This window comes from Paenibacillus ihuae, from assembly GCF_001368795.1.
GTDB lineage: Bacteria > Bacillota > Bacilli > Paenibacillales > Paenibacillaceae > Paenibacillus_AQ > Paenibacillus_AQ ihuae.
Map to the genome: position 1 here is coordinate 853,038 of NZ_LN831198.1, position 14,854 is coordinate 867,891.

Annotated in this window: 14 protein-coding genes and 1 pseudogene; 6 read left to right on the forward strand and 9 right to left on the reverse strand. The window is 44.9% G+C overall.

Annotation, left to right across the window (positions count from 1 at the left end):
- A pseudogene (sigK, locus tag AQR02_RS03830) lies at nucleotides 1-499 on the forward strand (RNA polymerase sporulation sigma factor SigK); the annotation flags it as partial.
- A 446-nt stretch (nucleotides 500-945) separates the two neighbouring features.
- Here the strand turns inward: sigK and AQR02_RS03835 are convergent.
- The 6 genes from AQR02_RS03835 to AQR02_RS03860 all read right to left on the reverse strand — a co-directional run bounded on the left by AQR02_RS03835 (nucleotide 946) and on the right by AQR02_RS03860 (nucleotide 6,310).
- Nucleotides 946-1,911 (reverse strand): NAD(P)H-dependent flavin oxidoreductase, encoded by a 966-nt coding sequence (locus AQR02_RS03835; protein WP_054939464.1) that lies wholly within the window; start codon nucleotides 1,909-1,911, stop codon nucleotides 946-948.
- A 188-nt stretch (nucleotides 1,912-2,099) separates the two neighbouring features.
- Nucleotides 2,100-2,816, reverse strand: a complete 717-nt coding sequence (locus tag AQR02_RS03840) for an ABC transporter permease (protein WP_054939465.1) — start codon at nucleotides 2,814-2,816, stop codon at nucleotides 2,100-2,102.
- Nucleotides 2,816-3,766, reverse strand: a complete 951-nt coding sequence (locus AQR02_RS03845; RefSeq protein ID WP_054939466.1) for an ABC transporter ATP-binding protein — start codon at nucleotides 3,764-3,766, stop codon at nucleotides 2,816-2,818. Before AQR02_RS03845 ends, AQR02_RS03840 begins: the two co-directional genes overlap by 1 nt.
- 199 nt (nucleotides 3,767-3,965) lie before the next feature.
- Nucleotides 3,966-5,021, reverse strand: coding sequence for a HAMP domain-containing sensor histidine kinase (locus AQR02_RS03850; RefSeq protein ID WP_054939467.1), 1,056 nt, complete (start codon nucleotides 5,019-5,021; stop codon nucleotides 3,966-3,968).
- A gap of 1 nt (nucleotide 5,022) precedes the next feature.
- Nucleotides 5,023-5,718: a response regulator transcription factor gene (locus AQR02_RS03855; RefSeq protein WP_054939468.1), complete on the reverse strand. Its 696-nt coding sequence runs from the start codon at nucleotides 5,716-5,718 to the stop codon at nucleotides 5,023-5,025.
- 43 nt (nucleotides 5,719-5,761) lie between these two features.
- Complete coding sequence (locus tag AQR02_RS03860; RefSeq protein WP_054939469.1) at nucleotides 5,762-6,310, reverse strand: TetR/AcrR family transcriptional regulator; 549 nt, start codon at nucleotides 6,308-6,310, stop codon at nucleotides 5,762-5,764.
- 184 nt (nucleotides 6,311-6,494) lie between these two features.
- Here AQR02_RS03860 and AQR02_RS03865 point away from each other — a divergent pair, with 184 nt between their 5' ends.
- The 5 genes from AQR02_RS03865 to AQR02_RS03885 all read left to right on the forward strand — a co-directional run bounded on the left by AQR02_RS03865 (nucleotide 6,495) and on the right by AQR02_RS03885 (nucleotide 10,690).
- Entirely contained in the window at nucleotides 6,495-7,496 is a 1,002-nt protein-coding gene (locus AQR02_RS03865) for an NADP-dependent oxidoreductase (protein WP_054939470.1), read from the forward strand.
- Between the two features lie 71 nt (nucleotides 7,497-7,567).
- Nucleotides 7,568-8,074: an SDR family NAD(P)-dependent oxidoreductase gene (locus tag AQR02_RS03870; protein WP_054939471.1), complete on the forward strand. Its 507-nt coding sequence runs from the start codon at nucleotides 7,568-7,570 to the stop codon at nucleotides 8,072-8,074.
- A 140-nt stretch (nucleotides 8,075-8,214) separates the two neighbouring features.
- The gene (locus tag AQR02_RS03875; RefSeq protein WP_054939472.1) at nucleotides 8,215-8,967 is read left to right on the forward strand and encodes an SDR family NAD(P)-dependent oxidoreductase; all 753 of its coding nucleotides are present in this window, start codon (nucleotides 8,215-8,217) and stop codon (nucleotides 8,965-8,967) included.
- 46 nt (nucleotides 8,968-9,013) lie between these two features.
- On the forward strand, nucleotides 9,014-10,093 hold the full coding sequence (locus AQR02_RS03880; RefSeq protein ID WP_054939473.1) for an alkene reductase: 1,080 nt from the start codon (nucleotides 9,014-9,016) through the stop codon (nucleotides 10,091-10,093).
- Nucleotides 10,094-10,117: 24 nt separating this feature from the next.
- Nucleotides 10,118-10,690, forward strand: coding sequence for a TetR/AcrR family transcriptional regulator (locus AQR02_RS03885; protein WP_054939474.1), 573 nt, complete (start codon nucleotides 10,118-10,120; stop codon nucleotides 10,688-10,690).
- 44 nt (nucleotides 10,691-10,734) lie between these two features.
- Here the strand turns inward: AQR02_RS03885 and AQR02_RS03890 are convergent, their stop codons facing one another.
- The 3 genes from AQR02_RS03890 to AQR02_RS03900 form a co-directional block, all read right to left on the reverse strand.
- Nucleotides 10,735-12,762 (reverse strand): ATP-dependent DNA helicase, encoded by a 2,028-nt coding sequence (locus AQR02_RS03890; protein WP_167347601.1) that lies wholly within the window; start codon nucleotides 12,760-12,762, stop codon nucleotides 10,735-10,737.
- A gap of 61 nt (nucleotides 12,763-12,823) precedes the next feature.
- Nucleotides 12,824-13,789, reverse strand: coding sequence for a sugar ABC transporter substrate-binding protein (locus AQR02_RS03895; protein WP_054939475.1), 966 nt, complete (start codon nucleotides 13,787-13,789; stop codon nucleotides 12,824-12,826).
- Nucleotides 13,786-14,854: helix-turn-helix domain-containing protein (locus AQR02_RS03900; RefSeq protein WP_159067681.1), on the reverse strand; the 1,069-nt coding region annotated here is incomplete at its 5' end. The genes AQR02_RS03900 and AQR02_RS03895, both read right to left, overlap by 4 nt.

The window sequence follows — 14,854 nt, forward strand, 5'->3', positions numbered from 1 at the left end:
ATTCGACAACACAGGCGAGGACATGGAGGATCTCATATCCATCGGCACCATCGGGCTGATCAAAGCTATCGAGAGTTACCGTTCGAACAAAGGCACGAAGCTAGCGACTTTTGCCGCCAGATGTACTGAAAGCGTAATCCTCATGCATTTGAGATCGCTTAAAAAGACCAAAAAAGACGTATCCCTGCATGATCCGATCGGTACGGACAAGGAAGGCAATGAGATCACGCTGATCGATATCCTCGGCTCCGACGCAGATGATATTGTTAAGGAAGTTGATCTAAAGATCGAGAAGAGCAAGATTTATCGTAATCTGGACATTTTGGATGACCGGGAGAAGGAAGTCGTAGTGGGCCGCTTTGGCCTTGATACCGGCGGGGAAGAGCGGACGCAGCGGGAGATTGCGAAGGAGCTGGGGATTTAGCGGAGTTATGTTTCTCAGATTGAGAAACGGGCGCTCATGAAGCTGTATCATGAGTTTTATAAGGCTAAGCGGTGAGTTCGAAAATCTCAAAGTAGCATCCGTTAACAAAAGTACCTTAAAGCGACTTGTTGAATTGTGACCCACAAGAAAGACACTTTGAAAAAGTGACCTTCTTTTGTGGGTCGTTTGTGTTTATATCAGATTAGAGAAGAATCCAAATGTTCAGCGGGTATCCGAGGCGAACATCTCGTATATAGCTGAGTTTACGTTGGCGGCAGTGACTTCTGGAAGAACGGCGTGGCAAAGGCAGTATTACTAGAAGCTGAGGTCCACTTTCTAAAAAAGGCTCGAAGTGCTCGAACGTTAGACCGAGACGGCTTTGTACATTCGTAATATGGCTATATACCCGATAGGTAATACCGTTGTACTAAATTTGGAGTATCAAGCAAAAAAGACCACTTATGCCCGGAAATCCCAAGCCTGCTAAGTGGTTAATCGCGCTTTTGAATCTTATAACAACCTTAAGTTGCCGGGTTCCATGCCCCTTGATACTCATTCATTAAATTGTCGATAATCTGCTGTACGGACAAAATCTCTTTAATCTCATGAACTCTGGACCCGGCAAAAACCAAACCGTTCTTAACATCTCCTCTAAGGGAAGTGAGCAGGGATTCCATTGTACAGAAGCGATGGGAACAGACCTTTAGACAATCATAGCATTTGACTATCTTTAATTTGGCATCATCACTGATCCGGTCCGTAAATTCATTACGAATCGCTCTACCTTCCAGACCCACAGTAGACTTGATCAGGACAGTATCTCCTTGCTGAGCATCTACATACTTTTGCTTGAAGGCTAAGGGAGCATCACACTCATGGCTAGCTACAAAACGGGTACCCATTTGAACACCAGATGCGCCAAGCCGAAGGGCTTTTGCGATATCATCCCCCGTCAGAATTCCACCCGCAGCAATAACCGGAATCGAAACGGCCTCTAAGACTTCAGGAAGGATATCAAACATGGATCTGTCTGTACCTAAATGGCCCCCAGCTTCGAACCCTTCCACAACGACTGCGGAGGCACCAAGTCTTTCGGAAATCCGGGCTAATTTGGCGGATGAAACAATAGTTACGACAGGAGTACCATATTCTTTACCCCAAGCATAAATATCTCTGGAAATTCCGGCTCCGGAAATAATAAAGTCAACCTTTTCCTCCAAAGCAATCTTCATTTTCTCGGCAAAGTCCTTCACTGCGAATAGTACATTCACACCGATATAACCAACCCCATTAGAGAGTTCTCTTGTTTTGCGAATATGCATTCTCAGCTCTTCAGCAGTGATTCCTGTACCAGAGATGGTGCCGATCCCACCTGCACTGGCTACAGCAGCGGCTAGTCCGCTTAAGGATATGCCTACACCCATTCCACCTTGAATAACAGGAACTCTCGATTTAATATGTCCGAATTGGATTGTTGGAAGTTTCAATTACACACCTCTTTCGCAAGTTGTTGACATTATTAATACTCCTCTAGAGTAATAAGATAAATCGTAACACAGTTAAATTTTTTCCGGATGTGACTGTAAACATACTCGAACTATGTTAAATATCATGTCTTCAACTGTTTTCTTTAAGCTGCCCATCTCAAGTGGAAATAATCTAATTGAAACGCGCATTATCGCTGCTCGGCAAATCTCCACCAGGCAAATGTTCCGGCTATCCCGGCTATTCCCGTATACGCAAGAATCAATATACTGCTCAGATTTAAAGAGCCGGTGCTTTGAAATACCGACGGGATAGTCCATGGAAAATAGGGTGCAAATCCAAATGAGGCCAACACATTGGAAAGAATGACGATGATCAGGATGAGCCCCAGCGGTGCCAGGTAACCCTTGGTCACATTAGCCAAAAGAATGCTTGGTGCGGTAACAAAAATGTACAATAGCGAGGCGATAAGGAACTTAAAGAACAAACTCCAAATGAAAGCAGCGGAGCTGCCTTCAACGCCTAGAATTGCTCCTACGACAAAACCTATGGCAAACATATAGATGGAAAGCAACAGGCACCATGCAAAAATAACAAGGAATTTGGACAATACAATTTTCGCTCTGGAAACGGGCTTTGCCAGTAAATCTTTAATGGTTCTATCCGAAAACTCCCGTCCAAACACCCATGCCGCGATAAAGGTGTACCCGATCAGTCCCAGCGGTGCAAGCGTGTCCAGCAATCCGGTTAAATACGCTTCCCACTGGACACCGCCGGCGTCACTGGATAATACATTTCCGACGCCCATCATGATGGGTCCGAAGCCTAGAACAAGAAACATGATCCAGAACACATTGGAACGGATAATTTTGCGAATCTCACAATGTAACACAGTTAAAATATTCATTATTTAATCCCCCTGGTGACCCCGATAGTGCGGAGAAAATACCCTTCCAAATCCTCCGTAACCACCCGGAGCGATGTTGGCGGCTGATTGCATTGAACCAGCAGCTCGGCCAGCCGTTCCGGATGATCCGCTGCAGGGTCATCGGTTAGTCTAATATAGCCGTCCAGAGTATCCTCAAAGGCATAGCCATGCTCTTCAAGCACCTTCTTTAAGGCAGGTTTGTTCCGGCCATTCACCACTAAGCTTTTCTGTAAGGATTGCTCCAGTTTATCCATTGCGACTTCTTTGACAAGCTGGCCACCATGCATAATCCCAATGCGTGTGGACACTTTTGAGAGCTCTTCTAACAGATGGCTGGATATAAAAACAGTTACGCCGAAATTTTCCGCCAGGTTATATAGCATATTCCGTATCTCCGCCACACCTGCAGGATCGAGGCCATTGATCGGCTCATCCAATATTAGAATTTCCGGATCGTGAATCATCGCTTTCGCGAGCCCCAGGCGTTGTTTGTTTCCCAAAGAGAGATGCTTGGCTTTCTTCTTTTTGTGCGGATCAAGTCCCAGCTTATAGATAACTTGATGTACGGCATCTTTGTCAGGCAACCCTTGCATGCGCCTTGCGATGTCAAGATTCTCAAATACGGTCAGATCGGGATAAAAAGTAGCTTCCTCCAAATATCCGACTTTGCTCCATAATTTATAGTTTCCGGCATCGACCCTTTCACCTAACATGTAGAGCTTGCCGGAGGTTGGCCTCAGCATCGCCAGGAGCATCTTGATGGTCGTTGTCTTACCGGCGCCATTAAGTCCCAGGAATCCATAGATTTCACCCCGGCTGACCTCCAGCGAAAGATTGTTTAATACGGTATGGTCGCCAAATTTCTTGTGCACTCCGTCAATTTGTATCGCAGGCGTTCCACCGATTTTTTTCTTTGATAAAGTTCCCATAGCCTTTAACTCCTTTACGTTAATTCTTGAGTACTACAATCATTTTTACACCCAAAGATAAAGCTGCTTTAAAAGAAAAATAAAGGTTTATAAAGAGGTTATAAAAAACTATAAAACGCAAAAAAAGGCTGCTGTCTGGGTGTGAACACCCAGGCAGCAGCCTTTACCTTTGTTATGAAAGAAAAAAGGCGAAAATTAATCAGTGATGTACGGCCAGCGGAAGGCTGAATCTGATCCCCAAACCGCCATATTCGGAGGCGTAGGCAGCAATTTCGCCCCCGTGATGTTCAATAATAGATTTACAGCTTGCAAGACCCAGCCCCAGACCGCCCTTTTGGATTTGCCGGGATTTATTCACTGTGAAAAATTTAAGGAACAGTGAAGAAAGATCCTTATCCGGCACTCCAACTCCATTATCCTCGATTTGGAAGTAAGCATAATGTCCTTGCACGTATCCGGTCATATACACCTTCAGCTCATTTTTCCCTCCATATCTTACGGCATTGCTAAAGAGGTTCCCGAAAACCCGGCGGACCATCGGTTCATTGACCATTAGCAATATACTGTCTGTGAATGAATGACGGTAAGCAAGCTCGTAGTCAAGTCCTGCCAGCTCGTACTCATATTCAAATGCTATTTCTTTAAATAATTGTGTTGCCTGTACAGGTGCAGCTGCCATGGATTCCAGCTCCAGCTTTTCTTTGGTGAAGCTGGAGAAATCATTGATGAGCTCGACCATATAGGCTGACTTCCGTTGAATCAATTCATAATATTCCTGCTTTTCCGTTTCAGGTAAGTCCTTGTGTGCTGCCAGCAGTTCAGTAAAACCGTTAATGGATGTCAGGGGTGTTTTCAAATCGTGGGCGATTGCCGCAATCATATCGGTTTGCTCTCTGTGGGCAAGCTGAAGTCTATGCTCCATTCTATTAAAATGCTTATAAAGTTCTCCGATCTCGTCGTTGCTCCTCAAAGCAAGCGGAGGCAATGGATGTACAATATTTACTTCTTCCAGCCGGGAATTTAGCAGCCGGATGGGCTTCTCTATGCAAAAATAAATATAGATAATCAGAATAATAAATATAAATAGAGCAATGGCGAATATGGGCAGAAGCAAGGCTATATATTGCGGGTCCAGCAATGAAGTGCTTATAGGCGAATATACTGCAAACACGAACTTCAGGTACAATCCAATGGAAAACATTAGAATGATAAGCATCACCAGGAATAGAAGGGGGAGCTTCATTTTCAGTTTCATACTATTGCTCTCTTTCCGTATATTTATATCCTATGCCCCATATGGTTGTAATAAAATTTGCTTCAGACCCCAGTTTCTTACGGATATTTTTAATATGGACCGTTACGGTATTTAACTCTCCGTATTCATCTCCCCAGACATTTTCATAGATCTGCTCACGAGTCAGTACCTGATTGGGGTGACGCATAAGAACAGACAAAATTTGAAATTCCTTTGTAGAAAAGTCTAGCTTCCTGCCATGCAGAAAGGCTTCAAACGTTTTATCATTCAAAAGGAGCGGAGCATCCGCCTTTTCGTTACCGGGATTCAGTTCTTCCCACTCTTTAAACAGCCTGTCCACTTTTCTGAAATGGGCCTTTATCCTGGAGGCAAGCTCTTGAATGCTGAAGGGCTTGGTCATGTAATCATCTGCCCCTATTTCGAGACCGACAATTTTGTCAATGTCTTTATCACGCGCACTTAAAAACAGGATCGGAACACTATAAGCTTGCCGGATGCTTCTGCAGACATCATGTCCATCCATATCTGGCATCATAATATCCAGAACGATGAAATCAATGTGGTTTTGTTCCAATGCAGCCAAGGCTTCTTTTCCGGAGTATGCCGGAATGGTTGCAAAATGCTCGTACCTTAAACTTTTTGTGATGAGTTTTACGATTTCCTTGTCGTCGTCCACAACTAATATCGTTTTTGGCATTGTATACCTCCCAACTTCTGCACCCAACTAGAAACATTTGATTTCAAAGCCCCTGTTTAATTAAACGCCAGATACGCTCAAACCTGTCATGGTAGTCCGGGAAGTTCCATGAATCTTTAAAAGAGGGGAGACTAAATACCGCAAACGCGGAGAGAATCGCCTCTGCCCGTTCGAAGCGGGGATCGTGATAATCCATGATGCCGTCAATAATCTGGTAGGAATCCCAGAGGACGTCGCGTAATACGAGCGGATTGCTGTCCACGTATTGCGTATTCAAGGCAAACATCTTGGGATTCTCGTTATAGGCGCGTTTTTTGGCATTCGCAAATGCCCAGAGCCAATCGTGAAGTAATTCCTTCGGATTCGCCGAGTTAGTCATATCGATTTGGATTTGTTCTGAAACCATCCGGTTAAACCAGCTCTTGGAGACGGCTGCCCAGAGCTCTTGCTTATTTTTAAAGTGTTTATAGAGCGCAGCGTGGGTGATGCTTAATTCATCCGCAATTTGCGAGAGCGTCACTTCGGATTTTTCCGTACGCTCCATTAATGCTTCAGCGGTTTCAATAATGAGCTCCTGTGAAATTTTAGCCATCCTGCTGCCAGCCTTTCTTCTTCAATTAATGCCTTAATCATCGTATATACCTGTCTGTATTTTAGCATATCCAATACCGGGTAACAAATGTTGACTTTTGTAACCTGGGGTATTATGCTTGTATTGCGAGTTACAAAAACACATAAATGTTACTTTGTGTACAGGGCAAAGGAGGCCATTAAGGATGAAAGCAGCACAAATCACTAAGTATTCCAAAAAGTTCAAAGTAGAAGTCAACGATATTCCAATTCCGGACATAAGCGATAACGAAGTCCTGGTCAAGGTGAAGGCAGCAGCAGTAAATCATTTAGAATTGCTTATTGCAACCGGAAGCGTAAAGCTGATCCAGGATTATGCGTTTCCACTGGTACTCGGTAACGAGCTGACGGGTGTTATCGAGAAGGTAGGTAAGAACGTCCATGAATTTAAAGTGGGTGATGCCATTTATTCACGCCTGCCGCTACACAAAATCGGTGCTTTTGCCGAGTATGCGGCGATTAGTGCAGATGCTATCGGTCACTTACCTGCTAATCTGGATTTTGTGACGGGTGCTGCTGCGCCATTAACAGGATTGACTGCCTATCAAGGATTACACGAAGAATTAGCTGCTAAAGCTGGCGAAAGCGTGTTTATCCCTGGAGGTTCGGGTTCGTTTGGCCAAATGGCCATTCCTATCGCCAAAAGCATGGGACTTAAGGTCATTGTTAGCGGAAACCCGCAAGCACGTGAACGGACGATGGCGGCTGGTGCCGATCAATATATTGATTACACGACAGAGAATTATTGGGAACAGCTTCGTGATTTAGATTATGTGATGGATACCTTGGGACCAGGCGTATTTGATCATGAGCTTGCAATTATTAAAGCAGGCGGCCGACTGCTTTCTCTGCGGACCGGTCCTAACAAACGTTATGCCGAAAATATAGGCTTATCAGGCTGGAAGCTCAAGCTCTTCACCATTGCCGGGGCTAAGTATGATTACAAAGCGAAGAAAAAGAAAGTCCAATATCATTTTATTTTTGTGCGCAGTGATGGCGAACAATTAAAGAAAATTACGAAGATCATTGAAGATCACGGGATTGTACCCGCGGTGGACCCGACAGAATTCCGCATTGAAGATATTAACGAAGCACTGCATTTTGTTGCAACAGGTCATCCCAAGGGAAAAGTGATCATCCAGTTTTAAGGGGAGGAGATGATGAAGAATGAAATTAGTCAATAGAACGATATTGGTGACAGGCGGGACATCCGGGTATCATGCACGAATTTGACTTGTTTGATGAAAGTATCACTTATGAGCACCTTACCGCAGAAATCAACACCAACTTGAATGGCACAATCTATGTCACTAAGGCTTTGTTGCCACTGTTAGCCAAACAACAGGAGGCAATGATTGTTAACGTCAGCTCACTGCTTGCTAATATTACAGTTGCTAACGCACCGACTTATTCTGCAACGAAGGCTGGCGTCCACATGTTCAGTGATGCATTACGTGAGCAAATCCGTGCCAAAGGAAAAAATATTCATGTGATGGAGCTTTGCCCGCCCGTTATTTCTGAAACCAATCTCACAGACACGTATGACGAAGGGCTTATGAATAAGATGATCTCTTTGCCGTTAGCGAAGCTTGTTAATGCTGGTATTAAAGGAATGCAAAAAAACAAACTGCGGGTGAACGCAGGTTTTACCAAAGTTATGCGCTTTTCAATGAAGTTCGCACCGGATTACATCACGCATACCTGGGGTCAAATGATTCTTAAATAATTAATTCTTTACTGATCGTTCTAGTTTTGATATACTAAGGCAAGTTAGATCTAACAGTGTAGTTTTTTTTTGCTTTAATTAGAATGATCATTCTCGAATTATCTAAATCACAATACTTATATTAAAAGGGAGAGATAGCGATGAAGTACACAGTGATCACAGGAGCAAGCTCAGGTATAGGATATGAGGCCGCACTATCTTTTGCTGCCCGTGGCAAAAACTTAATTTTGGTAGCCAGAAGAACAGACAAACTGGAAGAGCTTAAATCAGCCATTCAGAATATTGATCCTAATGTAGATGTTATTGTTCGCTCAACCGACCTGTCTGTTACAGAACAGGCTTACACACTGTACAACACCTTGAAGGAATACCAGATTGAGACCTGGATTAACAATGCCGGGCTAGGTGAAGCTTCTTTTGTAGCAGAACAGAATTTAGATAAAGTTGAAACGATGTTACGCGTTAATATCGAATCTTTAACGATCCTATCTACACTGTTTGTACGGGATTATGCTGATGTAGAAGGCACTCAGTTAATTAACGTATCATCCGCACTCGGATATGCTATTGCTGTTGGAAGTGTTACTTACTCTGCATCTAAATACTATGTTAGTGCCTTCACCGAAGGGCTTGCCAAAGAACTGGAGCTTAAAGGTGCGAAATTAAAAGCAAAAGTGTTAGCACCGGCAATAACCGAAACCGAGTTTGTGAAGAAATCAATAGATGTTGAAGAATTCGATTACAAAGCAAACATGCCTAAGTACCACACGGCCAAACAAATGGCGGGTTTCATGGTAGACCTTTATGATAGCAACGATGTCGTAGGTATTGTTGACCAGAACTATGACTTCAATCTGAGAAGCCGCATCTATCCGATCATCTCAGAGTTTTAATTATAATCAGATTCGCTTTAATTCATTTGAAGAGGAGAATATTAAAATGGACAAATTATGGAGTAAAACGAAAATCGGAAACCTGGAATTGCCGCATCGTTTAGCGATGGCACCCATGACACGGAGCAGAGCTGAAGAAGATGGTACACCAGGAGAATTAAGTTCCCTATATTATGCGCAAAGAGCATCTATGGGACTCCTAATTACGGAAGGCGCGCAGCCCTCTGATGATGGTCAAGGGTACCTGTGGTCACCCGGGATTTATACCGATCAGCATATAAAAGGCTGGAAAAAGGTTACGGATGCAGTCCATGAAGCAGGTGGGTTTATGTACATCCAATTAATGCATGCGGGCCGTATGTCACATCCTGACAATACCCCCCATCATCGTCAACCCGTTGCCCCCTCAGCCATTGCTCCCGGTGTTCAAATGTTTACGACCACGGGAATGCAGGACATCCCCGTTCCGCGCGAGTTAAGTAAAGAGGAGATTCAAACGACCATTTCCGATTTCCGTAAAGCTGCGGCAGCAGCTATTGAAGCCGGTGCGGATGGCGTTGAAATTCACGGGGCCAATGGATATCTTATTAATCAGTTCATCGGAGAAAATTCGAACACACGGACGGATGAATATGGTGGATCGATAGAAAATCGTGCCCGCTTCGCGATTGAAGTTACCAAAGCCATCATCGAAGAGATTGGAGCAGAGAGAACAGGCTTCCGTATTTCGCCAGGGACACCTCTTGGTGGAATTCAAGACGGGGAACAAGGTCCTGATCTGTATCGTTACCTGTCGCGGGAATTAGCTAAATTGAATTTAGCTTACCTTCATATTATGCACCTTGGAAACGAAGAATTGCTCAAAGACATTCGTGCTATATGGACAAATCCGCTATTGGTCAACCGGGCGGGAAGAGCTCTAGAACATCTAAGTATCGATCTTGAACATGGCCTGGCTGATATGGTTCCCGTCGGTGCATGGTCATTAGCTAATCCGGATTTAGTAGAACGGCTTAAAGCAGGTACTCCATTGAATGAAGCAGATCCTGCAACCTTTTTCGGGATCGGAAGCAAGGGGTATACGGATTATCCTACGCTCAATGAAATGGAATCTCAGAAGGGTTAAGTAGATTGTCATGAGGTGATTCCATTGGCAAGAACCAAAGAATTTGAAGTTGATGAAGTGCTGGATAAAGCAATACAACTGTTTTGGATGCAAGGTTATGAGAAAACTTCAATGCAGGATTTAGTAGATATTATGGGAATTCACAGAAGAAGTATTTATGATACTTTTGGTGATAAGCACGCTTTATATATGAAGGCACTTAAGCGGTATGAGTCTACTAAAAATAAGAAATTGAGATTATTGGTTGAGAAGCAAGAACCTGTAAAGGAATTAATCCGACGATTTCTAGAGTCTTCGATGAGGAAAGATGACGAACCTCAAGGATGCTTCATTGTAAATTCGGGTGTGGAGCTGGGAGTACTGGATTCAGAGGTTGCATCCTTTGTTGAAGATAGCTATTCAAAAACGGAGAAGCTGCTATGTGAGCTCATTCAGACTGGCCAGCAAAGAGGGGAGCTTAGAGCTTCACTGGAGCCTGAGGCCATCTCGCATTATTTAATGAATGCCTGGTTAGGACTTCGCACGATGGTAAAAACAGCAACGGATCCAGGGAAATTAAGCAATATTATTCGTACCATACTGAACACTCTGAATTGACAACAAATAGAACAAGCCTGCCGGGCTTCTGCGGCAGGCTTGTTTTATTTTGAAACGGTATGTTTGATCCCCTTTTCCTGGACAAACTTCTCCAGAACCGTGAAATCCTCGGTAACCCTCTTAAACGGTAAAGTTTCCAGTACCTTCTCCCGGTAATCCTTACGGGCTGCGGTGCAGAGACGGGAATCGAGGATGCTGAGTACACCCAGATCGGTTTCACTGCGGATCAGACGTCCGGTGCCTTGCCTTAACCGAAGAAGCATATCCGGTACAAACACTTCCTGCAAAGGATCCTCCGCTAAAGATGCCTTATATTCATAGATAGGATCGGCTGGAACAGGGAAGGGCAGACGGAAAATAATGACCTGCGACAAGTCGGAACCTTCGATATTCACGCCTTCCCAGAAGACACCGGTACTTAGGAGCACGCCTTTACTGCCCCGGAATTCAGCGATTACCCCGTCCTGGGAAGACCCCTCTTTTTGTACATGGAGTGCCCACGTGAACTCATCCGCAACCGAAAGCAGCTTCTTATGAATGTATCTCATATCCTCCTTAGCTGAAAAAAGGACCAGTGTTCTTCCTTGTGTCAGATTACAGAGTCTGACCATTTCTTTATAGGCTGCCTCCAGATATATTTCCCGTTTATCATGGCGGTAGTAGGGAATATTGCCCGAGATGTACATCATAGCATGGCTGTTGTAATCAAAGGGTGAAGGCTGGCGGTCCATATAATCACCCGAAAACCCAAGGGATTGCGTCAAATAAGCGTATTGCTCCTCCAGCGTTTCTCCGCCTTGACACATCGTTGCTGACGTTAAGATGACGGATGTCTTGCTGTTGAATAACGTATATTTTAAAAACTGGCTTATATCTTTGGGACAGATACTGACCGTAGCTTCACGCAGGGCATTGCTTGCCCATAGGAGATAATTATCCTCTGCTCCGGCCAGGACATTAAAGAGGTCTATAAGTCCGTTCATGGCTTCAAAAACATCATCGATTTCCCGCTCATTCCGGGAAGTTAGCACCGAGAGGCTAAGCGTAAGATCTTTCAAATCGTGCGTGACCCTGGCTAAAGGTATTCCTGTAATCGGAGACACTTTTATACGGTCGTTATCCTGTTTGGCTGCGTGGAGTAAATCCGCGTCGATCTGTTTAAAAATATGTTCAACACATCTTTTTAAAAATTTGGATTGTGAAAAAAGACTTTTATCCCCGGACTGCTTAAAAAGTATCTGCAAAGCGTCATCCAGAATACGGCAGGTTCTGCGGAGAGTAAACTCGGCCGTTCTTGCATCTCTGACCTTTGACTCCAGATTATGAGCTTCATCAATCACGATCAGAGCCGGCTGTTCCGTAATGATGCCCCGGGCGCCCTCTTTTTTCTTAATCAAATCCCGGATCAGCAGGTCCTGATTTACGATAATGAAATCAATATCGCCTATCCTGGCATTAATTTTAGCTCGCATATCATAAAACAAACATGAATTCCTATGATGGCAACGTTCAAATGCACAATCATTCACACATACGTTAGACCATTCCGCATCACTGATCCCGCCCTTGATATCCGCTCTTTCATCAATCTCATAATTCAAAATACGCTGGGCAAGGGGATTCATGGGAGCGTTTGAATTATCAGGCTCAAACAAGCCCGCTGCCCTGTGCCGGCAGGCATACTGGCCCATTCCTTTTCCGACGACGGAGCGAACCGTTGTGAATCCGAGCCGGCTTCCGATCACTCTCAGGTCTTTATGTATTTGCTCTGACAGCTGAATGGAGGAGGTTGCAATAATGACCGGCCGCTGTGACACTTGATTAATGAGCAGGCTGGGGATGAGGTATCCAAAGGACTTGCCGATCCCCACTCCGGCTTCAATCATTGCGTTACGGCCATTAATATATGCATCAGCTATGTCCAGAGACATATCCTGCTGACCGGTACGCTCTCTAAGGCCCATCCTGGGAAACCGGTCATAAATCCGGAAGATGGCATTAACCAAAGAGGGTTCGATGTCCTTTCCGGGTTCCTGCTTTTGTAATTTATAGAGATCACTTAACCTGCTCATATCGATCACCCCTCTTCAAAATCAATAATTTCAGAAGAAGCTGAAGAACCGCTTCCACTTGCTACTCATGGATCTCCACAATTTTCGTATCGACGAATTCCGGTACTGATTGACCGTTTGCTATCGAGAGCAGTGTTCTGATAATAGCTTCCCCCCAGTGCTGTTCATTCTGGGAAATGATTCGGGTGATCTGCCCATTTTTCTGCGATTCCTTTACCGCAGGAGTCAGGCCGAATGCAATGTTGTATCGCTTCAGACCTTTGGCCTTCCAAACAAGAATGGAACTGGAGCTGGAAACGAAATCGAGGTTAATCAATGCACTGAAATGCGGGTGGGCACTGATCATTTGCTCCAGCTGCCGCATCGCGCCTTCTTCACTGCCATCGTTGTTGCGGATATCCAGTACATCTATTTCTGACTGCTCCTTCAAATAGTCCTGGAGCCCCGCGAGCCGCTGGCTGAGTCCGAACATATGAGGCATGCCGGATTCGACCAGAACCATCCCTTTACCGTTTAGAAGTCTATTAACCGCCTGCCCTATAATAGCTCCAGTCTCGTAATTGTCTGCACCAATAAAGGCAACCCGCCTGCTGTCGGGAGAATCGGATTCGAAGCAGACAACAGGGATGCCCTTGGAAACGGCCTTGTTGATAACTGGAATTAGGGCCTTGGAATCGACAGGATCTATGGCAATTCCGTCGACTTCCTGTTTGATCATCATCTCCATGATCCGGATCTGCTGTTCCAGATTGGCTTCATCCGGGGCTTGAACCAGCAATTTGATGTTGTGGCCTGTGGCGGCTGCTTCCGAATTCTCTGTAATGGTCTCATAGGTTGGATTCACCATCGGGTAGATAATGCCAAAGATAAGGGGCGGTTTGTCAAATTCGGCAGGAGGAGAAGGCGTAATATCCATCAATTCCTGCCTGTCGTTTCGGGTGCTATTGCTTTCGCATCCGCTTATGAGAAGCAGAAATGCCAGCAGCGGCAGCAAGAAACGCCTTGCATTTCCTGAGCCTGATCTCATAGATTGCTCCCGCCTTCCCTGGCCAACCTGCCCTGGTCCTCTGCAAAGCCATGCTTCCGGTATTCTGTAGGGGTCAAGCCGGTGACTTTCTTGAACAGATTGGAGAAATAATGCTGATCGTTGTAGCCTACCTGATAAGCGATTTCAAACGTTTTGGAGCGGGTGGTTTTTAGCAGCTCTTTCGCTTTGCTGATCCGGGTTAAAGTTAAATATTCCGTCATCGTCTGACCGGTTTCCTGGCTGAAAATCTTACTGAGGTGGCTGGAGCTGACGCCAATTTGTCTGGAGATTTCAAAGAGGGAGAGCTGGTCATCATCATAGTGCTGACGGATGTGCAGCTTTACTTTGTCAATCAGCTCTCCATATTTATCCGAACCTTCCAGCCGCCATTTCCATAATTGCTCCAGCAGTGTAAGCAGGTAATCCTGGCACTCCTCGAAACTTGCGATGTTGCGGATCTGCTGCTGCAGATCTTTCATTAAATCCTCCGTATTTCCGCCCGTCTGAAAGCTTCTCTTGGCCGTGAGAACCAATTCTAGCGTAAGATCGTTGATTAAATAATAGGCGTACATGGATTCCCAGTTTATGCTGCTCATCTCTGCAGTGAACTGCCTGATAAAGTCGGGTGCTTCTCTTGAAGAGCCAAGCTTTAGGAAATCAACCAGCCGGTTCCGGTCCAGGAGCACTCTGTTTGTTAAAGAATCAAAGGAGGACTCCCACAGAGCAGCTTTATTTTGCTTAGATATCTTCTTCCAGGTTTTCTCTTCCTCAGCTTCCAGATAGGAAATATGGATTCCCTGCAACCGATCCTGAACATTGCCAAGAGAGAGGGACAGATCACAGTTAAATGCTGCCTTTAGCTTAATTTGCAGGCTTTCTGTAAAGGTCTTCATCTTGCTGGAAAGTTCTTCTCTCAGGCTGCCCTTCAGAATTACTACAGTTTCTGTACGGCTTCGTTTATACATGAAAATATCCTGAAGCTCACCCAGCCGTTCGTCTATCAGTTGTTGGGCAGACCGGCATGCTTCATGGGCGATGTCTGTGTCCTGCGGACCGGAAGGGGAC

Coding starts and splice junctions, on each gene's coding strand:
- AQR02_RS03875 (WP_054939472.1), top strand. CDS start 8,215: ATGAAGTACACAGTGATCACAGGAGCAAGCTCAGGTATAGGATATGAG.
- AQR02_RS03890 (WP_167347601.1), bottom strand. CDS start 12,762: ATGAGCAGGTTAAGTGATCTCTATAAATTACAAAAGCAGGAACCCGGA.
- AQR02_RS03845 (WP_054939466.1), bottom strand. CDS start 3,766: ATGGGAACTTTATCAAAGAAAAAAATCGGTGGAACGCCTGCGATACAA.
- AQR02_RS03865 (WP_054939470.1), top strand. CDS start 6,495: ATGAAAGCAGCACAAATCACTAAGTATTCCAAAAAGTTCAAAGTAGAA.
- AQR02_RS03850 (WP_054939467.1), bottom strand. CDS start 5,021: ATGAAACTGAAAATGAAGCTCCCCCTTCTATTCCTGGTGATGCTTATC.
- AQR02_RS03880 (WP_054939473.1), top strand. CDS start 9,014: ATGGACAAATTATGGAGTAAAACGAAAATCGGAAACCTGGAATTGCCG.
- AQR02_RS03860 (WP_054939469.1), bottom strand. CDS start 6,310: ATGGCTAAAATTTCACAGGAGCTCATTATTGAAACCGCTGAAGCATTA.
- AQR02_RS03870 (WP_054939471.1), top strand. CDS start 7,568: ATGCACGAATTTGACTTGTTTGATGAAAGTATCACTTATGAGCACCTT.
- AQR02_RS03855 (WP_054939468.1), bottom strand. CDS start 5,718: ATGCCAAAAACGATATTAGTTGTGGACGACGACAAGGAAATCGTAAAA.
- AQR02_RS03840 (WP_054939465.1), bottom strand. CDS start 2,816: ATGAATATTTTAACTGTGTTACATTGTGAGATTCGCAAAATTATCCGT.
- AQR02_RS03895 (WP_054939475.1), bottom strand. CDS start 13,789: ATGAGATCAGGCTCAGGAAATGCAAGGCGTTTCTTGCTGCCGCTGCTG.